The organism is Rhodococcoides kroppenstedtii (assembly GCF_900111805.1).
Classification (GTDB): Bacteria; Actinomycetota; Actinomycetes; order Mycobacteriales; family Mycobacteriaceae; genus Rhodococcoides; species Rhodococcoides kroppenstedtii.
The window spans coordinates 102,646-127,095 of the sequence record NZ_FOJN01000003.1 but is presented as its reverse complement, the minus strand read 5'-3'; the positions used below and the strand labels follow the sequence as shown (position 1 = coordinate 127,095).

Below are 24,450 nucleotides of genomic sequence, written 5' to 3'. Positions count from 1 at the left end.
TTCACGACGAGAAGAGCCGCCAACCGAATCGGTGGGCGGCTCTTCTCGCGTTCCAGGGTCAGTCGTCGCCGCGCGGCGGAATGTCGGCCGCGACGCCGCCGCCGTTGTGCTCCGGACCGGCGTCCGGGTGTCCGGCGGGCACGCGGTTGCGGAAGCGGGCCGCTTCGCTCGGCTGAGAGGACGAGCCGCCGACGCGCTCACCGCGGTAGGGGCCGGGCTTCGGGCGCGGCTTGCCGCCGGGGAAGGCCAGTCGAATGATTGTGCGCTGCACCGTGCCCCACTGCTTGGACAGCGGGCCCGTGTTGTACGGCAGCTGGTAGCGCTCGCAGATGTCCTTGATCTTCGGCGCGACTTCCTTGTACCGGGTGCTCGGCATGTCCGGGTACAGGTGGTGCTCCACCTGGTAGCTCAGATTGCCGCTCATCAGATGGAAGAGGGCCGAGCCCTCGATGTTGGCCGCACCCACGAGCTGACGGACGTACCACCCGCCGCGAGTTTCGTTCTCCACTTCCTTCTGGCTGAAGGTGTACGCCTGATCCGGGAAGTGGCCGCAGAAGATGATGCCGTGCGACCACACGTTCCGGATGATGTTGGCGACGAAGTTCGCGGCGAAGGTGTTGACGAACGTCTGCTCGATCCCGGCGCCGTGGCGGTCGAGGACCGACGCCACCCGATGCGCCCCGCGAGCGGAACTCACGTCGCGCAGCCGCTTGCCGAGCTTGGACTTGCCACGGCCGGACACCCGTCCGCCGGTGACCACCTGGGCCGCGCCGTAGGCGACGGCGCTGACCGCGGGCCAGCCGATGTAGTCCTTGACGATCTGACGACGTGCCTTGGTGGCGATGCCGCGCAGGTCGACGAGGACGTCCTTGACCGGGCGCTCGCCGCGGCGGATCCCCTCGATGTCGAGGTCGTGCAGCGCGACGCCCCACTCGAAGAAGGCCATGAGCAGCAGGTTGTAGAACGGCTGCGCGAGGTAGACGGGCGACCACTTCTGGTGCGGATCGATCCGCATGATCTCGTATCCGAGATCCTTGTCCTTGCCCCGAATGTTCGTGTACGTGTGGTGCACGTAGTTGTGCGAGTGCTTCCACGCCTCCGCGGTGGACGCGGTGTCCCAGTCCCACACCGACGAGTGGATGTCCGGATCGTTCATCCAGTCCCACTGGCCGTGCATGACGTTGTGGCCGATCTCCATGTTCTCGAGGATCTTCGCGATCCCGAGGCATGCGGTTCCGGCGACCCACGCCGTGCGGGACTTCGATCCGAACAGGATCACCCGGCCCGCCACGGCCAGCTGACGCTGCGCCGCGATGACGGTGGTGATGTAGTTGCGATCGCGCTCACCGAGGTCGGCATAGACCTCGTCGTGAATGGCGTCGAACTCCTTGGCCAATTGTTCGATGGTCTCGTCGCTCAGATGAGCGAGCGGGCTGACGATGTCGTCCTTCGGTCGGCTGGTGTCGACGCTCATGACGATTCCTCCCCTGTAGATACCGCGTGGCGGTAATGGCAACCGGTCTCGTCAGAGATCGATCTCGATGTCTCCCTCGGCAGTGTTGACGCAGATGCGTACTGCCTGCCCCGTAGGCTCCGAGACTTCCCCGTTCCGCAAGTCCCTCAAACGCCCCTTCTTCAGGGTGCCCGTGCAGGTGTGGCAGATGCCGATACGGCAGCCGAACTTGAGGTCCAGACCGGCCTCCTCGCCGGCCGCGAGAATCGGTGTGCCGCCGTCGCATTCGACGTCCTTGTCACTGCGCAGGAAGCGGACCGTGCCGCCCTCGCCTTCCTCGTCGCCGCTACCGATGACGGGCTGAAAACTCTCGTTGTGGAACTTGTCCGGATCGCCGTTCTCTTTCCACCACGCTTTCAGATCGTCCAGCAGATCGGCCGGGCCGGAGCAGAATGCCTGCCGTTCCCGCCAGTCCGGGCACAACTCGTCCAGATCGGACGCTTTCATGCGGCCGCGATCCTCGGTCACTCGAATGTCGAGTTGCAGCGTGGAATGCTTGCGATCCAGACGCTCGAGCGTCTCGGCGAACATGCATTGGTCGCGACTGTGGACGGAATGGATGACCACGACGTCCTTCATCTGGTCGAGGTGGTCGAGCTCGCGCAGCATGCTCATGATCGGCGTGATGCCGCTGCCGGCGCTGATGTAGAGCAGCTTGTCCGGCACGGGATCGGGCAGGGTGAACACGCCCTCGACCTCGCTCAGGCGGACGATGTCACCCGGCTTGATCTTCTCGACGAGGAACGGCGAGACGGTGCCCTCCGGGACGAGCTTGGGACTGACCGAGATGAGGCCGTTGTCGCCGTGCGGGTCGGAGGTCAGCGAGTACGCGCGCCAGTGATAGCGGCCGTCGATCAGGACGCCGAGACGGAGGTACTGACCGGGCTCGTGGCCACCCCACTCGTATCCCGGCTTGATGAAGACCGAGACGGCGTCGGTGCCTTCGCGCTCGACACGGTCGACCTTTCCCCGGAGTTCCCGCGTGGTCCACAGCGGATTGATCATCTCGAAGTAGTCGTCCGGCCGCAGCGGGTTCGACAGATGTTTGAACGCCTTCAGCATGGTTCGCCGGAGGACCGAGACCTGAGGGCGAGCACCACGTTCAGCCATGGCGACAACGGTACTGTCACCGCCGGTGACAGGACGCCGAACGCGCAATTGTGGAGCGTGGTCGGTCGGGTGCGAATACGCAGTGCGCACGGCACGGATGTCAAACCGTCGAAGTCTCCAGAGAACCGCGTTCGCGACCGTGACAGACTCCTCGACGGGTCGGGGGCGAGCGCCGAGCGAAGGGTGAGGAGGACGACGTGACCATCGTCGACAACGCCGTGTACGTGCAGGGTGCGCGCACCGAGCAGCCGGAGAGCCTCGATCGGACCTACGAGTTGCTCCGCAAGTGCGGCGGGATGGCGTGGATCGGTCTGTACCGGCCGGACAAGGACGAGATCGCGTCCGTGGCCGAGGAGTTCGGTCTGCATCCGCTCGCCGTGGAGGACACGGTCTCCGCGCATCAGCGGCCCAAGCTCGAACGGTACGGCGATCAGCTCTTCGTCGTGCTGCACCCGGCTCGCTACATCGACGAGACGGAGAAGGTCGAGTTCGGTGAGGTCCACGTCTTCTGCGGGCCGGACTTCGTGGTGACCATCCGGCACGCCGAGTCGCCGAACCTCTCGGTGGTGCGCCGACGTCTCGAAAGCGCACCGGCCCTGCTCGACCTGGGCGCCGAGGCCGTGCTCTACGCGATCCTCGACCAGGTGGTCGACGAGTACGAGCCCGTGGTGAAGGGACTCGAGAACGACATCGACGAGATCGACGACCAGCTCTTCGACGGCGATCCCGACGTCTCCCGCCGCATCTACGAGCTCTCGCGCGAGGTGATCGAGTTTCAGCGCGCCACCCACCCGTTGGTCGCGATGATCGAGGCGCTCGGGCGCGGCTCCGAGAAGTACAACGTGGATCTCGAGCTGCGGCGCAACCTGCGCGACGTGCTCGACCATGCCATCCGCATCACCGAGCGCGTCGATTCCTTCCGCGCGACGCTGCAGAACGCGCTGTCCGTCCACACCACGCTGGTAGGTCAGCGGCAGAACGACGAGATGCGGGCCATGACGCAGGTGAGCCTCGAGCAGAACGAACAGGTCAAGCGCATCTCGTCCTGGGGCGCCATCCTGTTCGCGCCGACGCTCATCGCCGGGGTCTACGGGATGAACTTCGACCACATGCCCGAGCTGCACTGGCGCTTCGGGTATCCCGCCGCCGTGGCGACGATGCTGCTCGCGTCCTGCGTGCTGTATCTGGTGTTCCGTCGCCAGAAGTGGTTGTGACCGCACGAACGGCACCGCGAATACGGTCCGGCTCCCCCGATTGGGGGAGCCCCCGCGTGATCGGGGAGCCGCTCGGGGTGTGAACGGGCACCCACCCGGGTAGCCGCCCGGGATGAACACCACCGTGTGGATCGTCGTGGCCGTCGTCGTCGTGCTGTTGTTGGGCGCCGTGGCGGTGGCGCTGTCGAAGAAGAGCAAGCAGAAGCGCATCGAGGAGGCGCAGCGTATCCGCGAGCAGGCTGCCGAACGCTCCGCGGAGGTGGAACAGCGAGAGGCCCTGGCGCAGAAGTCCGAGGCCGACGCGCGCCGTGCAGCGGCCGAGGCCGACGCCAAGGCCGCGGAAGCCCGGTTGGCCGCCCAGCGCGCGCAGGAGCATCGAGGCGACGCGGCCAGCAGCCGCGACGAGCTCGACAAGGAGTGGGAGCGGGCGAACAAGCTCGATCCGACCGTGCGTGGCGACGGACGTGACGACGCCGTGCGTGACGACGCCGTGCGTGGCGACGGACGCGACGACACCGTCCGAGGTGGTGGGCGCGAGGGCGCGCGCGACGGCATCGACTCCGCCGGCGCCCTCGGCTTCGGCACCGGGGCGCCGGGCGCCGGTGAGCGGCACGGCGACGATCGCGGTCCGGTGAGTCCGCACTCGCCGGAGACCGGCGGCGGCCGTCACGAGCGTTAGTCGCTCGGCTCGTCGGCCTCGTCGGCCCGCACGGCGCGGACGACCTTCTCGGCCGCGGCCGTCGGATCTTCGTGTTCCCAGATCCGCACCACCGTCCAGCCGGCTTCCTCGAGTCGCCGATCGGTGTCGCGGTCGCGAGCGACGTTGCCCGCCAGCTTGTCCGCCCACCACTGCGCGTTGTTGCGGGGGTGGGTGGCGTGCACGGGACAGCTGTGCCAGAAGCACCCGTCCACGTAGACCGCCACCCGCGCGCGGGTGAACACCACATCGGCACGACGACGCAGTCCGGGAAGCGGAGCCCGGTCGACGCGGTAGCGCAGACCGGCCGCGTGCAACAGGCGCCGCAGGGCGAGCTCCGGCTTCGTGTCGCGGCGGCGTTGCTTGGACAGGCGCGCGCTGGTGGCGGCGTCGGTGCGCGGACGCTCGGCCATGGCGGCGTCAGTCCTCGTCGTCCGGCTCGGACCAGCTGGGCGCGAAGCGGTTTCGGCGTTCCACCTCGGCGTGCACGACGTCGAGGAATTCGTCGAAGTGCAGCAGGGACCGCTCGGCGGGGCGCCCGTTGCGGGGCGGTGCGTCCTCGACGTCGAAGAACCGGACGTCGCCGCGGTACGGCCCGTCCGGCTCGTACAAGCCGATGAAGACCTTCTCGAACAGGTCGTAGCGCGTGTCCTCGGCCCCGAGATCCACCCACGCTCGTTCGCTGCTGCCGACGACGGGTCGTTTCCCGCGCCCGCACCGTTTCGCGAGTGTGGTGACGTGGTGGGCGAAGGACGATTTCCCGACGTCGCTGGACTTGGTGGGATCACCGTCCTCGCAGGTGGACCACGGCTCGAACATCACGCCGACGAGCACGCTGTACGGCTGCCGTTGGTGCAGCACCATGGCCTCGCCGCGCAGTTCGTGATCGTTGCGGACGATGTTCTTGGTCCAGCGACCCAACCGCCCGGTGGTGGGGCTGTAGTCCTGGAAGCTGTAGGTCTTGATGGACACGCACAGGATCAGTCCGAGCGTGGGGTCGAGCGCTTTGACGTCGAGTCGCTTGCGGCCCTTGGCCACGTCGACCTGCGCCTCCTGGCCCACCCCGTGGGCATCGGGGGTGATGGACGGGTAGCGCGGACGCAGACCGTCGGCGACCACTTGCGCGAGGTGGTTGGAGAGCCGCTGGGCGTAGTTCTTCTTCTCCCCGCGGTCGGCGGTGGGGGAGGGGCGGTCGCCGGAGAAGTCGAGCGCGAACGTCAGCGGGTACATCAGGCGACGCGCACCGGCTCGCGATCCTCGGCCCGCATCCGCGCGAGGTGCGCGTCCACGGTGTCGAGGAATCCGGGCTCGAAGCGAAGGTTGCCGGACCGTGCGCGGCGAAGAAAACCGGCGGTGGCCCGCTCCGACAACAACTTCGGCTCCGTCAGAAAATCTGCGAGATCCTCGTACCGGTTCTCGACGGGCCAGGTGCCGACCGGGACTCGGTAGGCCCGGCGGTCACGTCCCCACGCCGCCGTCGGCCATCTCTGCCCGGGAACGATCGGCACGTCCGCCGAGGCGTCGTACACCATCGGGTCGGCCAGCCGCTCGCCGATCCACGACGCCATCCGCACGCTCACCGCGTTGCCCACCAGCTTCCAGCGGTGGCCGGCCCGCACCCCGGGGACGTCGACGGCCGGTGCAGTCCATCCGGCGTCGAAACCCTGGAGGCGTTCGGCGTCGGTGATGCCGGGCGTCACCAACTCGCCTGCGGGCAGACGCACCGCCGGCGGACTTGCGATGCCCAGCGTCGATCCTCCCTTGAGCGTGGGCACCGCGTTCACGGCCCACCCCAGCCCGCGCACCCCCTCGGTCCAGTAGAAGCCGCAGGGCACGGACCCGGATTCCACCGGGTGCGGCACGAGGGAGTCGGTGCCGAACAGTACCTCTCGAGGATCCTCGGTCCGCGACGCCAGCATCACCACACGCTGGCGGCGTTGCGGAAGCCCGAACGCTCGGGCGTCCACCACCCGGTACGCCCACGTGTAGCCGAGATCTTCGAGCGCGTGCGTGATGTGCCGCATGGCGGCCCCCCGACCGAGCTGCAGCATGAAGGGAACGTTCTCGATGACCAGCCAGCGCGGGCCGCGGCGGCGCGCGACGAGGCGGAAGACGTGATCCACCAGGCCGGAACGCGCCCCCGTGATCCCTGCGGTGCGGCCGGCCTGGGACAGGTCCTGGCACGGAAAGCCCGCGGCGACCAGCTCCGTGCCCGCGGGAAGGGACCGCAGCGTGGTGACGTCGCGGTGCAGCGGCACGTCGGGGAACCGCGTCCGGAGGACGGATCCGGCACCGGGATCGATCTCGCACAGCAACTCGGTGGACCACCCGTGCTGCGTCAGACCCAGCTCGAGGCCGCCGATGCCGGCGAAGAGACCGACCATCGTGCCTGTGCCCACGCCGGTCCTCGCTTCCGCATCACTCGTCCCACCGACCGGCGCCGTGCGACCCGATCTCGATCGACGCAGACGTTACCGGGGCGCACCGACAGGCCCGTGCTGCCGCGCTACCGTCCCGCCGGACCGTCCTGCGTCCCCCGCTGGTAGGCGTCGGGAATGCCGTCGCCGTCGTCGTCACGCAGCTGGTCCTCCTCGAGTGCGCGATAGACGCGGTTGCGGCTGCGCAGGACGATCGTGGCCAGCGTCGCGGACACCACCGACCCGGTGAGGACGGCGACCTTCACGTGATCGTCGCGTTCGGACCCGATGCCGAACGCGAGGTCCCCGATGAGCAGCGAGACGGTGAACCCGATGCCGGCCAGCATCGCCACCCCGCCCACGTCGCGCCAGGCGAGCCCCTCGTCGAGGGTGGCGCGGGTGAACCGACCCACCAGATAGGTGGTTCCGAACACGCCGAGGAACTTGCCGATCACCAGTCCCGCCACGATGCCGAGGGCGACGGGGTCGCGCAGCGCCGAGCCGAGTCCGGCGAGACCGCCGACCGTCACGCCCGCCGCCGCGAACGCGAACAGCGGGACCGCCACCCCGGCGGAGAGGGGACGGATGCGGTGTTCGAAGTGCTCCGCGAGACCCGGTCCGGCCTCGGGCCCACCCGCGGCCCGGCTCCGCAGAACCGGCACGGTGAAGCCCAGCAGGACGCCCGCGACCGTCGCGTGCACACCCGACTCGTGCATGAGAACCCACGTGACCACGGCCAGCGGGATCAGCAACCACCAGGATCGAATTCGCTTCTGGACGGCCAGGGCGAACAGTGCGAGCGGCACCATCGCCCCGGCGAGCGCGGCCACGTTCAGCTCGTCGGTGTAGAAGATCGCGATGACCGTCACCGCGAGCAGATCGTCGACGACGGCGAGGGTGAGCAGGAACGTGCGCAGCGCGATCGGCAGGTGCGAGCTGACGACGGCGAGGACCGCGACGGCGAACGCGATGTCGGTGGCCGTGGGGACGGCCCAACCGCGGAGTGCGCCGTCGGCGGCGAGACCGTTGATCAGCACGTAGATCAGCGCGGGGGCGACCATGCCGCCCACCGCGGCGACGATCGGCAGCGCGGCGCGGGCGGGATCGCGGAGGTCGCCCGCCACGAACTCCCGTTTCAGCTCGAGGCCGACGACGAAGAAGAAGATGGCGAGCAGCCCGTCGGCCGCCCAGGTCGCCAGCGTCAGGTCGAGATGCAGTGCCGACGGTCCGACGCGCAGGTCCATGAGGGAGTGGTAGGCCGCGGACCACGGGGAATTGGCCCAGACGAGGGCGGTCACCGCGGCAGCCAGCAACAGGGCACCGCCGACCGTCTCGCGGCGCAGCACGGCGGTGATCCGGGACGCTTCGGACCAGGAGCCGAGGCCGAACAGGCGAGGAGAGGCAGGCATCGGAGACTTTCGTTCGGGGACCGGTTGGGACCGGCATGAGGCCACCGGTGAGCCGCCGACCAGACTTCCCGGCACTCCACGGGTCAGCTTATCGCGCGGCTGTGAGCACTCTCGCGGGCATCGGTGCTGGTGGCGTCGTTCACGCGTTCCGACGCGAATTCGCTGGTCACGGTCTCGCCGTTGTCGGCAACCGGCACGGGACGAGTAGGCGAGAATCACGATCACGGACAAATCTGGCTGCTCCGCTCCTCGGCGCGGCCCGGTGCTCTACCGTGTGCACGTGACCACTCCCGCACCCACGTCCCTGTCGTCCGCCGACGTTTCGGGATCGTCGTGGCCGGCCGTTCTCACCTGGCGCGCGCTCGAAGCACCCCGCATGGAATCGGTGCGAGTGCAGATCAACGGCAAGCGCATCAAGGCCGCCGGCCGCATCATCGCCGGCGCCTGCGACGAGCACCCCGCGTTCTCGGCGTCGTACGACCTGGTGACCGACGAGTCCGGTGTGACCAAGCGGCTCTCCGTGCGGTCCGCGGTGGCCGCCGGAGAGAGTCAGATCTCCATCAGCCGTGACTCGCAGGGGTTCTGGTTGATCGACAGTGCGTCCCCCACCCGCAGCGACTTCGACGGTGCGCTGGACACCGAGTTGGTGTGGAGCCCGTTCTTCAACACCCTCGCTATCCGCCGTCTCGGCCTGCACAGCGCGGACGCGTCCGACCAGCAGGTACCCGTGGTCTACGTCGGCCTGCCGGACCTCACCGCCCGCGCCGAGACCCTCTCCTACCGCGGGGGTCCGACCGAGTTCGAGGTGGACTCCCCGATGGGCCACTCGAAGGTCACGGTCGACTCCGAGGGGTTCGTCATCGGATACGACGGGATGGCCCACCGCATCTGATCGGCCCGGTCAGGTGACGGCGCGGCGCGCCGGCAACCGCTGCACGACGCCGCCCGCCCGAGCCCGGTCGCGCATCGCGTCCGCCCACCCGTCCGCACCGACGACGACGTCGGTGATCTCCCACCACTGGAGCTGAGCCTCGTAGCGCGAGCGCGCCCGGTGGCCGTCCCGGGTCAGGTCGGTGGTGGAGGAGTCCGCCGCCAGCACGGCCCGTGCTCTCGTGAGCCGGGCCAGGGCGTCGTCGACGGCTTCGAGCAGGGCGGCGGCGTTGGCGTCGCACATCGCGGAGACCAACGTGGGCGCGGTGCCGGCCACACGCGTCCCGTCCCGGAACGATCCGGCGGCGAGTCGGAGCGCGAGTTCGCCGCCGTCGGCACCGACGCTCGCGAGCACCTCCGCCAGCACGTGCGGGAGGTGGGAGACGCGGGCGACGGCACGGTCGTGTTCGTCGGACCGCGCGGGGACGACGACGGATCCGCAGGTCAGGGCGAGGGAGGCCACCTGCATCCAGACGTCGGGGTCGGTCCCGTCGTCGACCGTGACCACCCAGACGGCGTTGCGGAACAGGTCGGCGTCGGCGGCAATCCATCCCGACGCCGCGGTGCCCGCCATCGGATGCCCGCCGACGTACGCGGCGGACAGCCCGTGCCGGGCGACCGCGTCCGCCATCTCCACCTTGACGCTGACGACGTCGGTCAACGGGCAGTCGGGAGCGAACGTCGCGACGGCGGTGAGGACGTCGTCGACCGCCGTCATCGGTACCGCCACGACGACCAGGGCGCGTTCGTCGGCCGCACGCCGCAGGGCGGTCTCGAGGTCGCCGGTGACGTCGTATCCGTCGAGCCGAGCGGCGTCGACGGCGCCCGCGGAGCGGTTCCAGCCGTGGGCCGGGCGACCGGACGCCACGACGGCCCGCATCAGCGATCCGCCGATCAGACCCAGACCCAGCACGCAGACGGGACGATCGGGTGAGTTCACAGCTGTGAGAAAAGCACATCCGCAGGGAGGTCGACGTATCGACACCGCTCTCAGCGACTACGGTTGCGCGCATGGCTGCACAGCGTGGGAGTGGGAACGCCTCCTCCGACGAGTACGACGACCTGGAGGGGTTCGCGGTCGCGGTCGTGCGCGAGGACGGCAAGTGGACGTGTCGCGCCCTGTCGTCGGATGCCCTCACCAGCCTGTCCACCGCCGAGACCGAGCTGCGTGAGCTGCGCAGCGCGGGCGCCGTCTTCGGACTGCTCGACGTCGACGACGAGTTCTTCGTCGTCCTGCGCCCCGCGCCGTCGGGCAGTCGGGTTCTGCTGTCCGACGCCACCGCCGCGCTGGACTACGACATCGCCGCCGACGTCCTCGACCGCCTCAACATCGACGTCCCGGATCTCGACCCCGACGAGTTGGACGACGTCGAGCCGTGGGAAGAGGGCGATCTCGACCTGCTGAGCGACATGGGTCTCCCCGAGCCCGTCCTCGGCGTCATCGTGGCCGAGACGGATCTCTACCCGGACGAGCAGCTCGGCATGATCGCGCAGCGGATGGGCTTCGCGAAGGAGTTCGCCGCCGTGCTCGACTCGCTCCAGCACTGACGTGCTTCCCGCCGCGGACCACGAGCGGTGGATGCGGCGCGCGCTGGCTGTCGCCACAACGACACCCGACGACGACGTGCCCGTCGGCGCGGTGGTCGTCGACGCCGACGGGACGGTCTTGGCCGAGGCGACCAACCGCCGCGAGCAGGACGGCGATCCCACCGCGCATGCGGAGATCCTCGCCCTTCGGGCCGCCGCGGCGCGGCACGGCGACGGTTGGCGCCTCGGTGAATGCACCCTCGTGGTGACGCTCGAGCCCTGCACCATGTGCGCGGGAGCCGCTGTGATGTCACGCATTTCGGGCATCGTCTTCGGCGCGTACGAGCCGCGGACCGGAGCGGTCTCGTCGCTGTGGGACGTGGTGCGCGACCGCCGCCTGACCCACCGACCCGAGGTGGCCGGGGGAGTGCTGGAACGCGAGTGTTCCGATTCGGTCACGGCCTTCTTCCATCGCGCCCGCGATGTTTCGTCGTGACTCGGGCCCGGGTACTACCGGGGAGTAGGACGATAGACGCAATGCCGCGTCGCCTGCCTCGCCGAAACGGAGGGGTGGACGTCCGTGTTCTACGCAGCAACTGTCCTTCGGGACGAACAGGAGAGCACCATGGGCTTGGACGACAAGATCTCGAACAAGGCAGAAGACCTCAAGGGCAAGGGCAAGGAAGCCGCCGGCAACGCCACGGGCGACGACCAGCTCCGCGCCGAGGGTCAGAGCGACCAGGCGTCCTCCGCCGTCAAGGACGGCGTGGAGAAGGTCAAGGACGCCGCGTCCAACATCAAGGACAAGCTCACCGGCCACTGAGGCCCTGCTCCGGCCGCGATTTCTCGATCGCGCACCCCCTCCGGTAGCCTTATCGGCGGTGGCGTGTCCGAGCGGCCTAAGGAGCACGCCTCGAAAGCGTGTGACGGGTAACCCCCGTCCGAGGGTTCAAATCCCTCCGCCACCGCCAGAACGAAACCCCCCGTCACACCGGGGGGTTTCGTCGTTTCACAGGCAATTCCCAGCTCGCGACCGCGCGGATCGTTGAAACCACAACTAAAATCGACCCCATGAAGAAGTGGTGGATCGTCGGAGCCGTCGTGGTCGTCGCAGTGATCGCCCTGTTCGTCGGGCCGCGCATCTACGCCTCGTTCGAGAGCAGCGACCCCGCGGCCACGGTGTCCACCGAGGGTGCGCGTGCCGCGGAAGGTGACCTCGACGGGGAGTGGACCGTCACGCCGGGCTCCGACAGCAACCCGACGTCCGCCGGCTACACCGTGGCCGAGGTGCTCAACGGCGCCGACGTCACGGTCGTCGGAACCACGCGCGACGTCAGCGGATCCGCCACCGTCGACGGGTCGACGCTCACCGCCGGCGAGATCGTGGTGCAGACGGGCACCATCACCACCGACAGCGACCGCCGCGACAATCAGTTCCGCGGCAACATCTTCGACGTCGCGGCGAACCCGACGGCGACGTTCACCGTCACCGAGCCGGTCGACCTGTCGTCGGTGCCCACCGACGGCACCACCGCCACCGTCCCCCTCACCGGCGAACTGACGCTCAAGGGGCAGACCCGGCCGGTGACGGTCGACGCCTCGGTGTTGCGTGATGGCGCGAATCTCGTTGCCTCGGGCGGCATTCCGGTCACCTGGACGGACTTCGGCGTCGAGCCGCCGTCGCTCGGATTCGTGACCGTCGAGCCCACCGGCACGGTCGACTTCCTGGTGACGTTGGCGAAGAACTGACGCGATCGGCGCGCCGGGGCGGGGGCGATCCGGTCGACCGGGACATGGCGTAGGGTCGAGATCGAAGCGCGCCGAGTTCGGGCATCGAACTCTTCGGCACTCTGCGCTCCCTCCCCTTGCCCGAAAGGGTCACATGGACTCCTCTCCGCTCTTCCTCGCACCCGTCGACGCGTCCGCCGAGGGCGATGTCACCGAGACGCCCGCGGCCGAGGCGAGCACCCCCGTCGCCAAGCCCGACTACACCCATCTCTTCTCCGACCGGAGCTGACGCGCCGGTACCCCGCCACCGGCCCGGCGACACCGCTTGACGGGGTGGGGACCGTCACATAATTGCGTTCGTCTGCAAACTTGCCGAGCTGCGCAAGTTCCGTACCCTGGGTGCGGTGACGACGGAACCCGGCCTGCGTGACCGCAAGAAGGCGGAGACACGCAGCGCACTCAGCGCCGCGGCGGTCAGCCTCGGGCGCAAACTGGGCTTCGACGGCGTGACCGCCGAGGCCATCGCAGCCCACGTGGGCGTCTCCACGCGGACGTTCCACAATTACTTCTCCAGCAAGGAGGAGGCCGCGCTCTTCCATCTCCAGCAGGCAGCGTTCGAGTGGGTCGACCTGCTCGAGAACCGCCCCGCGGACGAGAACTTCTGGGATTCCGTGCGGTACCTGCTGCTCGAGGTGGTGACCGCCCCCGAGCGCGAACTGGCGGAGACCATCGAGACGGCGCGCTTCATCGAGGAGACGCCGTCGCTCCTGGCCAAGAAGCTCGCCTTCGACAAGTCGCTGTCCGACGAGTTCCGTCGGGTGGTCGCCGAGCGCACGGGCCTCGACGCCCGCCGCGATCTCTTCCCCACCCTCGCCCAGGCCTCCGTCGGCGCCGCCGTGAGCGCCGCGCTGGCCTACGTCGCCGAGGATCCCGAGCACCGATCGGCCCGCGCGGTCGTCGAACACGCCTTGCAGCAGCTCGAGCAGGGGTTCAACACGCCCCTCCCGGGCCCGTCCCCGTCCGTCTGACTCGAACCACCCGACCGTCGAACCATCCGACCGAGGAGCAAAACCCGTGGCCACCTTCCTGTACCGCATAGGGCGGTTCGCGTACCGACGCAAAGGCATCGTGCTGCCGATCTGGCTCGCGATCCTCGTGCTCGCCGGCGTCGGCGCCGCGACGCTGTCCGGCCCCACCAGCACGTCGTTCTCCATCCCCGGGACACCGGCGCAGCAGGCCCTGGACCTGCAGTCCGAGCGATTCGGCGGGGGCGAGAACCCGCTGACGGCGGCCTCCGCCCAGTACGTGTTCGAGGCGCCGGCCGGAACCACCCTGGAGAGCCCCGAGGCCACCGCGGCCATCGACGCCACCATCGCGAACATCCGCGGCATCGGTGCCGTGAAGGACAGCGCGAAGGTCGATCCGGCCGCCGGTCCCGTGCCGGAGGGCGCGCAGCCGCTGCTGAATCCGGTCGCGGGCAATCAGGCGATCGTGGATCAGTACGCGCAGGCCGGCGCGCCGCCGGACGTGGCCGCGGCCGATGCCGCAGCAGTCTCACCGCTCTCGCCCGACAAGACCGTCGGCATCGTCACCGTGCCGATCTCCGGCACGGTCACCGACATCACCGACCAGACCCGCACCGACCTCGAGAACGCCGCCCAGCCCGCCCGTGACGCGGGCCTGACCGTCGAGATCGGCGGCAGCGCCATGCAGTCGGCCAGCCCGCCGGGCGGGACGGCCGAGCTCATCGGTCTGGCCGTCGCGGCCGTCGTCCTCGTGGTGATGTTCGGATCCTTCGTCGCCGCCGGCCTGCCGCTCATCACGGCCATCGTCGGTATCGGCGTCACCAGTCTCACCATCACCACGGCGTCGGGCTTCGCAGAGCTGACCCAGTTCACGCCGATCCTCGCGATCATGATCGGTCTGGCCGTCGCCATCGACTACTCGCTGTTCATCGTCGCGCGATTCAAGAACGAGCTCTCGGCGACCGAGGATCGGGAGGAAGCCGCCGGGCGGGCCGTGGGCACCGCGGGTAGCGCCGTGGTGTTCGCGGGGACGACGGTCCTCATCGCGCTGGTCGCGCTGCGGGTGGTCGGCATTCCCTTCCTCTCCCAGATGGGTCTCGCGGCCGGGTTCGGCGTGTTCGTCGCCGTATTGGTGGCGCTGACGATGCTGCCCGCGGTGCTCGGCCTGTTCGGCCGGAAGGCGTTCGCCGGGAAGATCCGTACCGTCCCGGATCCCGAACACAGCGACAAGCCGACCAACGGTCTGCGCTGGGTCCGCATCGTGCTGAAGCGACCGGCGATCGTCCTGGTCCTGGGTGTGATCGTGCTCGGCGTCATCGCCGGCCCCATGACGTCGCTGCGACTGGCCCTGCCGTCCGTCGCCACGGCGGAACCGGGCACACCGGCCCGCGAGGCGTACGACCTGATCGACAAGGGCTTCGGCCCGGGCCGCAACGGTCAGCTGCTCATGGTGGTCGACGGCAGCGCGGTGCCGGAGGCCGATCGCGCGGCGGCGTTCGCGGCCGTCGTCGAGCGGGCGTCGTCGGAGCCCGACGTCGCCAACGCCCAGCAGGCCGGTCTCAACCCGGCGGGCGACACCGCACTGGTGTCGGTGACCCCGAAGAGCTCGCCCATCAGCGAGGACACGCAGAATCTCGTCACCGCCCTGCGCGGCGCCGAGGGCGACCTGGAGTCGCAGTACGGCGTGACCTACGGCGTCACCGGGCAGACCGCGCTCGAGATCGACGTCTCGGAGCGGCTGCAGGACGCGCTGGTGCCCTACCTCGCCGTCGTGGTCGGACTCGCGTTCCTGCTGCTCATGGTGGTCTTCCGCTCCATCCTGGTGCCGCTCACCGCGACGCTCGGCTTCCTGCTCAGCGTGCTCGCGACCTTCGGTGCCACCGTGTTCCTGTTCCAGGAAGGCGGACTGGGCCTGGTGTCCAACCCGCAGCCGATCGTCAGCTTCATGCCGATCTTCCTGATCGGTGTGGTGTTCGGTCTGGCGATGGACTACCAGGTGTTCCTGGTCTCGCGGATGCGGGAGGCCTACGTGCACGGTGCCGACGCGAGCGAGGCGATCGTGACCGGCTTCAAGTACGGAGCGCGCGTCGTCGCGGCCGCCGCGGTCATCATGATCTCCGTGTTCGCGGCGTTCATGCTCGAACCGGACGCGTTCATCAAGTCCATCGGCTTCGCCCTGGCCGCGGCCGTCTTCTTCGACGCCTTCGTGGTGCGCATGGTCCTCATCCCGGCGGTCATGGCGCTGCTGGGCGACAAGGCCTGGTACCTCCCGCGCTGGCTCGACCGCATCCTGCCCAACGTCGACATCGAGGGCGAGAAGCTGGTTCGTACGGTGGAACGGGAGAAGGAACAGGTGACAGGCTGATGCGGTGCTGATCCCGCTGCTCCGTCGCTACCTCGCGCCGTACCGACGGCTGTTGCTCGGCGTGGTGGTCCTGCAGTTCGTCGCCACCGCCGCCTCGCTGTACCTGCCGCGCCTGAACGCCGACATCATCGACAACGGTGTGACGCTCGGCGACACGGGCTACATCCTGTCGACCGGGTCGATCATGCTCGCGGTCTCCGCCGTGCAGATCGCCTGCTCGATCGGTGGCGTGTACTGCGGGGCGCAGGCAGCGATGGCAGCGGGACGGGATCTCCGCGGTGCGCTGCTCGATCGGGTGGGCACGTTCTCCGCGCGGGAGGTCGGTACGTTCGGGGCGCCGTCGCTCATCACCCGCAACACCAACGACGTGCAGCAGGTCCAGATGCTGGTGCTCGCCGGCTGCACCATCCTGGTGATGGCCCCGATCATGTGCGTGGGCGGCATCGTCATGGCGCTGCGCGAGGATCTCGGGCTTTCCTGGCTGCTCGGCGTCGCCGTGCCCGGGTTGGCCATCGCGATGGGCATCGTCGTGGCGCGCATGATCCCGGCGTTCAAGGTGATGCAGAAGCGGATCGACTCCGTCAACCGCATTCTGCGCGAACAGATCACGGGTATCCGCGTGGTCCGCGCCTTCGTGCGGGAGCCGTACGAGATCCGGCGATTCGACGAGGCGAACACCGCCCTCACCGCGACCGCCCTGCAGGTCGGTCGGTTGATGGCCCTGATGTTCCCCGTCGTCATGCTCATCTCGAACGTCACCAGCGTGGCGGTCATCTGGTTCGGCGGGCACGCGGTGGACGACGGCCGGATGCAGATCGGGTCGCTCACGGCACTGCTCAGCTACATGATGCAGATTCTGATGTCGGTCATCATGGCGTCGTTCATCGCGATGATGATCCCGCGCGCCGGCGTCTGTGCCGAGCGCATCTCCGAGGTGCTCGCGACGTCGTCGTCGGTCGTGCCGACGTCGAGCCCGCAGCCGTTCGCCACCTCGCCCTCCACCGTCGAGTTCGTCGGTGCCGGCTTCGCCTACCCCGCAGCGGAATCGCCCGTCCTGTGCGACGTGTCGTTCCGCGCCGACCCCGGTACGACGACGGCGATCGTGGGCAGCACCGGGTCCGGCAAGTCGACCCTGATCAACCTGGTGCCCCGCCTGATCGACGCGACGACGGGCGTCGTGCGCGTCGGCGGAACCGACGTCCGCGATCTCGACCCCGCGGTGCTGCGGGCCGAGATCGGCCTGGTGCCGCAGCGTCCGTACCTGTTCTCGGGCACGGTGGCGTCGAACCTGCGGTACGGCAAACAGGACGCGACGGAGGCCGAGATGTGGGAGGCGCTCGAGGTCGCTCAGGCGGCCGACTTCGTCAGGGCCATGCCCGACGGGCTCGACACCGCGATCGCCCAGGGGGGAACCACGGTGTCGGGAGGTCAGCGCCAGCGCCTCGCCATCGCCCGCGCGGTCATCCGTCGGCCCGCCGTCTACGTCTTCGACGACGCGTTCTCCGCCCTGGACCTCACCACCGATGCTCGTCTGCGGGCGGCGTTGGCCCCGATCACCCGCGAGTCGTGCGTTCTCGTGGTGGCGCAACGGATCTCGACCGTGCGCGACGCCGACCGGATCGTCGTTCTCGACGACGGTCGTATGGTCGGGAACGGTTCGCACGAGGAGCTCCTCGAGACCTGTCCGACCTATGCGGAGATCGTGGATTCGCAGCGCAGCGCGGCGGGTGTGTCGTGACGCGGCCCGCCGGACCCGGGGCGCCGGGCACGAAGGCGATGACCTTCGGACCGTCGGTGAAGCGACTGGTCGGGCGCCTGGCTCCGGAGCGCGCCGTCCTCGCGGTGATCCTGTTCTTGGCCGTGGCCAGCGTGGTGCTCACGGTTGTCGCGCCCAGCGTGCTGGGCCGGGCCACCGACCTGATCTTCGACGGCATCGTCGGGCGATCGCTCGATCCGTCGCTGAGCAAGGAGCAGGTGGTCGACGGGCTTCGCGCGCAGGGGGATTCGTCGCGCGCCGACATGATCTCGGCGATGGACCTGGTGCCCGGCCGGGGAGTCGATTTCGACGCGGTGGGCCGAGTCCTGCTCATCGTGCTCGCGCTGTACGTCGCGTCGGCGGTGCTGCAGTGGTTCCAGGGCTACCTGCTGAACATCGCCCTGCAGCGCGTGATCAAGCGGCTTCGCACCGAGGTCGAGTCCAAGATCCACCGACTTCCGTTGCGCTACTTCGATTCCACCAAGCGTGGCGATGTGCTCTCGCGGGTCACCAACGACATCGACAACGTCTCGCAGAGCCTGCAACAGACGCTGAGCCAACTGGTGATCTCGGTCATCAGCGTGGTCGGCATCCTCGGGATGATGCTGTGGATCTCGCCGCTGCTCGCCCTCGTCGCCCTGCTCACGGTGCCGGTGTCGGTGCTGGTGACCGCGGTGATCGCCAAGCGGTCGCAGCCCCATTTCGTGGCTCAGTGGACGCAGACGGGCTCGCTGAACGCCCAGGTCGAGGAGGCCTACACCGGACACGAACTGGTGAAGGCCTACGGCCGACAGGACGAGACCGCCCGGGTGTTCCACGAGAGCAACGAGGGTCTGTTCCGCGCCAGCTTCCGTGCCCAGTTCATCTCCGGAATCATCATGCCCGCCATCATGTTCCTGGGGAATCTCAACTACGTGGCCATCGCCGTCGTCGGTGGTCTGCGGGTGGCGTCGGGCAGTCTGAGTCTCGGTGAGGTGCAGGCGTTCATCCAGTACTCCCGGCAGTTCACCCAGCCCCTGACGCAGATCGGGTCGATGGTGAACCTGCTGCAGTCCGGCGTCGCCTCCGCCGAGCGCATCTTCGAGATCCTCGACGCCGAGGAAGAGGAGGTCGACCCGGCGGACGCCCGGGGCTCGGCCGGCGGCGGACGGGTCGAGTTCCGGGACGTGTCCTTCCGTTACGACGCCGAGCGGCCGCTGATCGAGAACCTCTCGTTCGTTGCCGAACCCGGCCGTATGGTTGCCATCGTCGGCCCGACCGGCGCCGGCAAGACCACTCTGGTCAATCTCGTGATGCGGTTCTACGACGTCGATTCCGGCTCCATCACCCTCGACGGTGTCGACATTCGCGACATGACCCGAGCCCAGCTGCGATCTCGCACGGGCATGGTCCTCCAGGACACCTGGTTGTTCGGCGGGACTATCCGGGAGAACATCCGTTACGGCAACGTCGACGCTACGGACGAGCAGGTCATGGAGGCCGCTCGCATCAGTTACGTGGACCGCTTCGTCCACTCCTTGCCCGACGGGTACGAGACCGTCATCGACGAGGAGGGCGGCAACGTCAGCGCCGGCGAGAAGCAGCTCATCACCATCGCGAGGGCATTCCTGGCCGACCCCTCGGTGCTGATTCTCGACGAGGCCACCAGCTCCGTGGACACGCGGACCGAACTGCTCGTGCAGAAGGCCACCGCGGCGCTGCGCAGCGATCGGACGAGTTTCGTGATCGCGCACCGGCTCTCGACCATTCGGGACGCGGATCTCATCCTCGTCATGGAGAACGGGTCCATCGTGGAGCAGGGCACGCACGAGGAGCTGCTCGCCGCTCGCGGCGCCTACCATCGGCTGTCGGCCTCGGGCCTGCAGGAGCAGCAGGTGGCGTCTGGTTCGATGGGATCGTGAGCGCACCGCAGGACGATTTCTTCACCGTCGGAACCCGACTGGACGGACAGCTGGGGCGCACGGGCACGCTGCGCACGCCGCACGGCACGATCGAGACCCCGGCGTTCATCGCCGTCGGAACGAAGGCGACGGTGAAAGCCGTTCTGCCGGAAACGATGAAGGAACTGGGCGCCCAGGCGTTGTTGGCCAACGCCTATCACCTGTACCTGCAGCCGGGGCCGGACATCGTGGACGAGGCGGGCGGCCTGGGTGCGTTCATGAACTGGGACGGACCGACGTTCACCGACAGCGGCGGCTTCCAGGTGATGTCCCTCGGCGTGGGGTTCAAGAAGGTCATCTCGATGGACGCTTCGCGCGTGCAGTCCGACGACGTGATCGCCGAGGGCAAGGAGCGACTCGCTCGGGTCGACGACGACGGCGTGACGTTCAAGTCCCACCTGGACGGATCGCGTCATCGTTTCACCCCCGAGGTGTCGATGCAGATCCAGCACCAGCTCGGTGCGGACATCATGTTCGCGTTCGACGAGCTGACCACGCTGATGAACACCCGTGCGTACCAGGAACTCTCGCTGGACCGGACGCAGGCCTGGGCGGTGCGCTGCATCGCCGAGCACGAGCGTCTGACCCGCGAGCGAGCGGACAAGCCCTACCAAGCCCTGTTCGGGGTGGTCCAGGGCGCGCAGTACGAGGATCTTCGCCGCCAGGCCGCGCGCGGACTCGAGTCGATCGTCGGCGAGTCGGGACGCGGATTCGACGGCTACGGCATCGGAGGGGCGCTCGAGAAGCAGAATCTCGGCGCGATCGTCCGGTGGGTGAACGAGGAACTGCCCGAACACAAGCCGCGCCACATGCTCGGGATCAGCGAGCCGGACGACTTCTTCGTCGCCATCGAGAACGGGGCGGACACGTTCGACTGCGTGAATCCCTCCCGGGTGGCCCGCAACGCGGCCATCTATACCCGCGACGGGCGGTACAACGTCAACACCGCGCGTTTCCGCCGGGACTTCACGCCGCTCGATGGGGACTGCGACTGCTACACCTGCGCGCACTACACGCGCGCGTATCTGCACCACCTGTTCAAGGCCAAGGAGATGCTGGCCTCCACGCTCGCGACGATCCACAACGAACGCTTCACGGTGCGCCTGGTCGACGACATCCGGGCGTCGATCCACGACGGTCGGTTCGACGAGTTCAAGGCCGAGACCCTCGGCCGGTTCTACTAGCGTCCGTGCGCCTTTTGCGCATCCCTGGATGCGCAAAAGGCGCACGGGCCGTCAGGCGTACGTCGGTTCGCGCTTCTTGATGTAGCCGATCACGGCGTAGGTGATGGGCAGGACGATCACCTCGACGAGCGTCTTCCACAGGAATCCGACCACGACGTAGTTGACGAAGTCCGCCCACGTGGAGATGCCGATGACGCCGGCGGCGATGGCGCAGAAGATCAGGGTGTCGAAGAATTCGCCCACCACGGTGGATCCGATCAGGCGCGCCCAGAGGTGCTTTTCCTTGGTGCGTTCCTTGATCTTCACCAGCACGACGGCGTTGAGCAGTTGGCCGACGACGAAGCCGGCGAGTCCGGCGAGAACCAGGCGCGGCACGACGCCGACCACGGTCTCGAGGGCTGCTTGGTTCTCGTAGAAGGAGGCCGCGGGCAGCTCGATGGCCACCCAGAAGCAGACGGACATCAGCAGCAGGGAGCCGAAGCCGAGGTAGATGGCGCGGCGCGCGGCCTTCAGGCCGTACACCTCGGACAGCACGTCGCCGAGAATGTAGGCGAGGGGGAAGAGGAAGAACGCGCCGTCGGTGTTGATGGGCAGGATCTGGAGGGGGCCGAGCGCGAGCTCGGACGTGCCGAAGAAGGCGACACCCTTGCTGGCGGCCACGTTCGAGATCAGCAGCGTCGCGACGAAGAGCGCGACGATCGTCGGGTAGTACCCGCGGCTGACATGGGCGAACGCGACCTGCCCAGACTTGGTGTCACCGTCGGTGTCGGTGGTGTTGGTAGCAGTCACCGGTCGATCCAAGCACCGAGACGACGACGGGCGCGAATCCCGGAAGGGGATTCGCGCCCGGTCGGTCGAGAAGCGTCGCGGTGGTGTCGTGACGGACTAGGCCTCGACCACCTGCGTGCCGCCGGCGAACTCGTCGTGCTTGCCCTGCTTGGTGGGGCTCGAGTTGATGGTCACGGCGATGACGATGTACGCGATGAACGCGAGCAGCCCACCAAGGAAGGGGATGATCGTCAGCAGCATGAAGGCGTTCCGAATGGCGGACTGCTGCAGGGTGATCGTCCCTCCGCCGGGTCCGCGCACCGACAGGCCGAGAATCTTCTTGCCCAGGGTCGCGCCCTGCGTGACCTCCATCGCGACGAAGTACACGAACAGCAGGAAGCCGGAGAAGAGGCCCGTCGCCAGGATGCTGTTCTCGGTGCCGGTGAGCAGGGACAGCACGGCGACGACGATGCCGACGAGAATGCCGTCGATCAGACGCGCTCCGAACCGACGGCCCAACGTGCCCGGCCGTCCCGCGCCGGGTCCGGTGTTCTGGAACTGCGGCGGCGTGGGGTACCCGCCGCCCTGGTACGGCTGCTGCGGGGGCGGGTAGTTGCCCTGCGGGGGCGGGTAGTTGCCCTGCGGCGGGGGATAGCTGCCCTGCGGGGGCGGGTAGTTGCCCTGCGGCGGGGGATAGCCACCGAGGTTCTGCGGATCCTTGCCGGGGTCGAAACCGCCACTGGTCATCGCTGCCTACCTCGTCGCTGGGGGGTCGTCGCTGGGCTGGGAACTCCTGTTGTTCCCGCTCACAATAAGGCGACGACGTCCCTGGTGTCAGGTGCGACGCACAGTCGGGACCCCTAGGTGTGGTGACCGAGCACGTACCACGGCTCGCGCGGCAGTCGGCTCGGCGACCATACGTCGGCGACGTCCTCGATCGACCACGACGACGTCGACTCGTCCACGCCGATCGAGCGGGCGATCTCGGCCAGGACGTCCCCGGCCGTCGCGCCCGCGTCCAGCCGGTCACGCAGCGTGACGGCGCCGTCCCGTTTGGCCAGGCGTGCGCCCGTCGGCCCGAGCGCGAGGGGGACGTGGACGTACTCCGGGACAGGCACGCCCAGCAGGCCCGCGAGATACGCCTGACGAGGTGACGACGGGAGCAGGTCGTCGCCGCGCACGACCTGGTCGACGCCCTGGAACGCGTCGTCGACGACGACGGCCAGGTTGTAGGCCGGCACGCCGTCCGTACGACGCAGGACCAGGTCGTCGACGACGCCGGTGTACGGGCCGAGCAGGACGTCGTGCACCGTCGCAGTGGCGACGTCGGCTCGCAGTCGCAGCGCCGCGCGTCGGCCCGCGCGTCGTCGCTCGTCCCGCTCCGCGTCCGTCAGATTCCGGCAGGTGCCGGGGTACGCGCCCTGGGGGGCGTGCGGGGCCGAGGCCGCCTGCTGGATCTCGCGACGCGTGCAGAAGCACTCGTACACCCGGCCGGCCGCGCGCAGGGTCGCGATCGCGCCGTCGTACGCCGCCCGGCGCGACGACTGGGTCAGGACCGGCTGGTCGGAGACGAGACCGAGCGCGGCGAGATCGGCCAGCTGGCGTGCCGCCGACCCCTCGCGCACCCGATCGAGATCCTCGATCCTGATGAGGAACGCCCGGTCGCTCCGGCGTGCGAACAGCCACGCCAACACCGCGGTGCGCAGGTTGCCGACGTGCAGATCGCCCGACGGGCTCGGTGCGAACCGGCCCGCACCGGTCACCGCGCCGCTCCGGCGGCGCGCATCGTCACCGCGCCGCCCCGGCGCGGCCGAGCAGCTCGGCGGTGCGCGAGCGTGCCTGCGCCCGGATCGCGTCGACGACGGCGGCCACCTCCGGGCGTCGCAACGTGTCGGTCCGCGCCACCAGCCAGTACGCGAGGGTGACGGTGACCTCGTCGGGGAGGACGCGGATCAGGTCGTCGTGCCGGTCCGCCATGAAACAGGGGAGCAGGCCGATGCCCGCGTGGGCGCGGGTGGCCTCGATGTGGACGAAGACGTTGGTGGAGCTGACGGACCCCGCCATCGCGGGTAGCCGGACGCCGGTTCCGGCGCCGGTGTGGGCCAGGTCGAGATCGTCGACCCGCAACATCGAGTCGACGAAGTAGACCAGGGGATGCGTCTCGAGTTCGGTCCGGTTGGCCGGTGTGCCGTGGCGGGCGAGGTACTCGCGCGTCGCGTAGAGGCCGAGGCAGTAGTCGGCCACCCGGATCGCTTCCGCCCGGTGGACGCGCGGTTGCCCGACGACGACCTCGATGTCCATGCCCGACCGCGCCTCCGACGCCCGTCGGGTGGCCGCGATGAGTTCGACCGAGACGGCCGGGTGCCGTCGTCGTACCTCCACCGCGGCGGGCGCGGCGATGTACGCACTGAAGCCGTCGGTCGCGGAGATGCGCACGACGCCGCCCAGCGGAGCACCGTCGGGGTCCACCAACCCGCGCACGACGCCGTCGACGTGCTCCGCGGCGTCGAGCGCTCGCCGTCCGAGGGCGGTCAGTTCCCATCCGCCGGACGTCTTGACCAGCACCCGACCTCCGAGCGCGCGTTCGAGCGACGCGATCCGGCGGGAGACGGTGGTGTGGTTGACGCCCAGGGTGTCCGCCGCCGTCGTGAACCGTCCGCTGCGGCCGACGGCCAGCAGCACGAGCAGGTCGTCGGCGCTGGGGAGCGACCGACCGATCGGGAACATGTGTGCATCTTTGCAGGCTCGTCGTGCGGGAGCGTCCATTGTGGTGCGAGCGCACGACCGCCGATACTCGGCACATGTGCTCCTGATCACAGGAGTCGTCGACAATAGAGCCCGGTCACGGGCTCGACAGGGCTCGGACC

At 68.9% G+C, this 24,450-nt stretch carries 24 protein-coding genes and 1 tRNA gene; 14 read left to right on the top strand and 11 right to left on the bottom strand.

Annotation, left to right across the window (positions count from 1 at the left end):
• Positions 1-58: 58 nt before the first annotated feature.
• Positions 59-1,474 carry a fatty acid desaturase family protein gene (locus BMZ18_RS04765; protein WP_068104160.1) on the bottom strand — a complete coding sequence of 472 codons (1,416 nt, stop codon included), beginning with the start codon at positions 1,472-1,474 and terminating at the stop codon, positions 59-61.
• Between the two features lie 51 nt (positions 1,475-1,525).
• A complete protein-coding gene (locus BMZ18_RS04760; RefSeq protein WP_068104158.1) occupies positions 1,526-2,623 on the bottom strand; it encodes a ferredoxin reductase in 1,098 nt (365 codons plus the stop codon).
• A gap of 197 nt (positions 2,624-2,820) precedes the next feature.
• Here BMZ18_RS04760 and corA point away from each other — a divergent pair, with 197 nt between their 5' ends.
• Both corA and BMZ18_RS04750 read left to right on the top strand, forming a co-directional pair.
• Positions 2,821-3,837 (top strand): magnesium/cobalt transporter CorA, encoded by a 1,017-nt coding sequence (gene corA, locus BMZ18_RS04755; RefSeq protein ID WP_068362010.1) that lies wholly within the window; start codon positions 2,821-2,823, stop codon positions 3,835-3,837.
• Positions 3,838-3,949: 112 nt separating this feature from the next.
• Complete coding sequence (locus tag BMZ18_RS04750) at positions 3,950-4,516, top strand: hypothetical protein (RefSeq protein WP_068362013.1); 567 nt, start codon at positions 3,950-3,952, stop codon at positions 4,514-4,516.
• Here the strand turns inward: BMZ18_RS04750 and BMZ18_RS04745 are convergent.
• The 4 genes from BMZ18_RS04745 to nhaA form a co-directional block, all read right to left on the bottom strand.
• Positions 4,513-4,947, bottom strand: a complete 435-nt coding sequence (locus tag BMZ18_RS04745; protein ID WP_074921809.1) for a very short patch repair endonuclease — start codon at positions 4,945-4,947, stop codon at positions 4,513-4,515. The two genes, BMZ18_RS04750 and BMZ18_RS04745, sit on opposite strands and share 4 nt — an antisense overlap.
• A gap of 7 nt (positions 4,948-4,954) precedes the next feature.
• The gene (locus tag BMZ18_RS04740; protein WP_068104151.1) at positions 4,955-5,764 is read right to left on the bottom strand and encodes a hypothetical protein; all 810 of its coding nucleotides are present in this window, start codon (positions 5,762-5,764) and stop codon (positions 4,955-4,957) included.
• Entirely contained in the window at positions 5,764-6,918 is a 1,155-nt protein-coding gene (locus tag BMZ18_RS04735; RefSeq protein WP_068365861.1) for a DNA cytosine methyltransferase, read from the bottom strand. Before BMZ18_RS04735 ends, BMZ18_RS04740 begins: the two co-directional genes overlap by 1 nt.
• Before the next feature lie 122 nt (positions 6,919-7,040).
• Positions 7,041-8,360 (bottom strand): Na+/H+ antiporter NhaA, encoded by a 1,320-nt coding sequence (gene nhaA / locus BMZ18_RS04730; RefSeq protein ID WP_068365857.1) that lies wholly within the window; start codon positions 8,358-8,360, stop codon positions 7,041-7,043.
• A gap of 280 nt (positions 8,361-8,640) precedes the next feature.
• Here nhaA and BMZ18_RS04725 point away from each other — a divergent pair, with 280 nt between their 5' ends.
• Entirely contained in the window at positions 8,641-9,252 is a 612-nt protein-coding gene (locus BMZ18_RS04725; protein ID WP_280141953.1) for a putative glycolipid-binding domain-containing protein, read from the top strand.
• Positions 9,253-9,261: 9 nt separating this feature from the next.
• Here BMZ18_RS04725 and BMZ18_RS04720 read toward each other — a convergent pair whose 3' ends face one another.
• Complete coding sequence (locus BMZ18_RS04720) at positions 9,262-10,230, bottom strand: prephenate dehydrogenase (protein WP_082895227.1); 969 nt, start codon at positions 10,228-10,230, stop codon at positions 9,262-9,264.
• Positions 10,231-10,301: 71 nt separating this feature from the next.
• Between BMZ18_RS04720 and BMZ18_RS04715 the strand changes: the two genes are divergently transcribed.
• From BMZ18_RS04715 to tgt, 11 genes are all read left to right on the top strand, one after another.
• Positions 10,302-10,838, top strand: a complete 537-nt coding sequence (locus BMZ18_RS04715) for a tRNA adenosine deaminase-associated protein (protein WP_068104148.1) — start codon at positions 10,302-10,304, stop codon at positions 10,836-10,838.
• A gap of 1 nt (position 10,839) precedes the next feature.
• The gene (tadA, locus tag BMZ18_RS04710) at positions 10,840-11,313 is read left to right on the top strand and encodes a tRNA adenosine(34) deaminase TadA (protein ID WP_280141952.1); all 474 of its coding nucleotides are present in this window, start codon (positions 10,840-10,842) and stop codon (positions 11,311-11,313) included.
• Between the two features lie 129 nt (positions 11,314-11,442).
• Positions 11,443-11,640, top strand: coding sequence for a CsbD family protein (locus BMZ18_RS04705; RefSeq protein ID WP_068365856.1), 198 nt, complete (start codon positions 11,443-11,445; stop codon positions 11,638-11,640).
• Positions 11,641-11,697: 57 nt separating this feature from the next.
• Positions 11,698-11,788 (top strand) — tRNA-Ser (locus tag BMZ18_RS04700).
• A gap of 100 nt (positions 11,789-11,888) precedes the next feature.
• Positions 11,889-12,566: a YceI family protein gene (locus BMZ18_RS04695; RefSeq protein WP_068365855.1), complete on the top strand. Its 678-nt coding sequence runs from the start codon at positions 11,889-11,891 to the stop codon at positions 12,564-12,566.
• Between the two features lie 133 nt (positions 12,567-12,699).
• Positions 12,700-12,834 carry a hypothetical protein gene (locus BMZ18_RS20155; protein ID WP_280141951.1) on the top strand — a complete coding sequence of 45 codons (135 nt, stop codon included), beginning with the start codon at positions 12,700-12,702 and terminating at the stop codon, positions 12,832-12,834.
• 115 nt (positions 12,835-12,949) lie between these two features.
• On the top strand, positions 12,950-13,573 hold the full coding sequence (locus BMZ18_RS04690) for a TetR/AcrR family transcriptional regulator (RefSeq protein WP_068365854.1): 624 nt from the start codon (positions 12,950-12,952) through the stop codon (positions 13,571-13,573).
• A 46-nt stretch (positions 13,574-13,619) separates the two neighbouring features.
• Entirely contained in the window at positions 13,620-15,935 is a 2,316-nt protein-coding gene (locus BMZ18_RS04685) for an MMPL family transporter (protein WP_068365853.1), read from the top strand.
• 4 nt (positions 15,936-15,939) lie between these two features.
• On the top strand, positions 15,940-17,673 hold the full coding sequence (locus BMZ18_RS04680; RefSeq protein ID WP_068365852.1) for an ABC transporter ATP-binding protein: 1,734 nt from the start codon (positions 15,940-15,942) through the stop codon (positions 17,671-17,673).
• Between the two features lie 38 nt (positions 17,674-17,711).
• Positions 17,712-19,592, top strand: a complete 1,881-nt coding sequence (locus tag BMZ18_RS04675; protein ID WP_082895228.1) for an ABC transporter ATP-binding protein — start codon at positions 17,712-17,714, stop codon at positions 19,590-19,592.
• Positions 19,589-20,815, top strand: coding sequence for a tRNA guanosine(34) transglycosylase Tgt (gene tgt, locus BMZ18_RS04670; RefSeq protein WP_068365850.1), 1,227 nt, complete (start codon positions 19,589-19,591; stop codon positions 20,813-20,815). Before BMZ18_RS04675 ends, tgt begins: the two co-directional genes overlap by 4 nt.
• A 51-nt stretch (positions 20,816-20,866) precedes the next feature.
• Here tgt and BMZ18_RS04665 read toward each other — a convergent pair whose 3' ends face one another.
• From BMZ18_RS04665 to BMZ18_RS04650, 4 genes are all read right to left on the bottom strand, one after another.
• Positions 20,867-21,604, bottom strand: coding sequence for a queuosine precursor transporter (locus tag BMZ18_RS04665; protein WP_068104134.1), 738 nt, complete (start codon positions 21,602-21,604; stop codon positions 20,867-20,869).
• A 96-nt stretch (positions 21,605-21,700) separates the two neighbouring features.
• Positions 21,701-22,330 (bottom strand): RDD family protein, encoded by a 630-nt coding sequence (locus BMZ18_RS04660; protein ID WP_074921807.1) that lies wholly within the window; start codon positions 22,328-22,330, stop codon positions 21,701-21,703.
• A gap of 113 nt (positions 22,331-22,443) precedes the next feature.
• Entirely contained in the window at positions 22,444-23,346 is a 903-nt protein-coding gene (gene gluQRS, locus BMZ18_RS04655) for a tRNA glutamyl-Q(34) synthetase GluQRS (RefSeq protein WP_074921805.1), read from the bottom strand.
• A gap of 25 nt (positions 23,347-23,371) precedes the next feature.
• Positions 23,372-24,310, bottom strand: a complete 939-nt coding sequence (locus tag BMZ18_RS04650; protein ID WP_068104128.1) for a LysR family transcriptional regulator — start codon at positions 24,308-24,310, stop codon at positions 23,372-23,374.
• Positions 24,311-24,450 lie beyond the last annotated feature (140 nt).

Coding starts and splice junctions, on each gene's coding strand:
- BMZ18_RS04765 (WP_068104160.1), bottom strand. CDS start 1,474: ATGAGCGTCGACACCAGCCGACCGAAGGACGACATCGTCAGCCCGCTC.
- BMZ18_RS04760 (WP_068104158.1), bottom strand. CDS start 2,623: ATGGCTGAACGTGGTGCTCGCCCTCAGGTCTCGGTCCTCCGGCGAACC.
- BMZ18_RS04750 (WP_068362013.1), top strand. CDS start 3,950: ATGAACACCACCGTGTGGATCGTCGTGGCCGTCGTCGTCGTGCTGTTG.
- BMZ18_RS04745 (WP_074921809.1), bottom strand. CDS start 4,947: ATGGCCGAGCGTCCGCGCACCGACGCCGCCACCAGCGCGCGCCTGTCC.
- BMZ18_RS04740 (WP_068104151.1), bottom strand. CDS start 5,764: ATGTACCCGCTGACGTTCGCGCTCGACTTCTCCGGCGACCGCCCCTCC.
- BMZ18_RS04735 (WP_068365861.1), bottom strand. CDS start 6,918: ATGGTCGGTCTCTTCGCCGGCATCGGCGGCCTCGAGCTGGGTCTGACG.
- nhaA (WP_068365857.1), bottom strand. CDS start 8,360: ATGCCTGCCTCTCCTCGCCTGTTCGGCCTCGGCTCCTGGTCCGAAGCG.
- BMZ18_RS04715 (WP_068104148.1), top strand. CDS start 10,302: ATGGCTGCACAGCGTGGGAGTGGGAACGCCTCCTCCGACGAGTACGAC.
- BMZ18_RS04705 (WP_068365856.1), top strand. CDS start 11,443: ATGGGCTTGGACGACAAGATCTCGAACAAGGCAGAAGACCTCAAGGGC.
- BMZ18_RS04695 (WP_068365855.1), top strand. CDS start 11,889: ATGAAGAAGTGGTGGATCGTCGGAGCCGTCGTGGTCGTCGCAGTGATC.
- BMZ18_RS20155 (WP_280141951.1), top strand. CDS start 12,700: ATGGACTCCTCTCCGCTCTTCCTCGCACCCGTCGACGCGTCCGCCGAG.
- BMZ18_RS04675 (WP_082895228.1), top strand. CDS start 17,712: ATGACCTTCGGACCGTCGGTGAAGCGACTGGTCGGGCGCCTGGCTCCG.
- BMZ18_RS04660 (WP_074921807.1), bottom strand. CDS start 22,330: ATGACCAGTGGCGGTTTCGACCCCGGCAAGGATCCGCAGAACCTCGGT.
- BMZ18_RS04650 (WP_068104128.1), bottom strand. CDS start 24,310: ATGTTCCCGATCGGTCGGTCGCTCCCCAGCGCCGACGACCTGCTCGTG.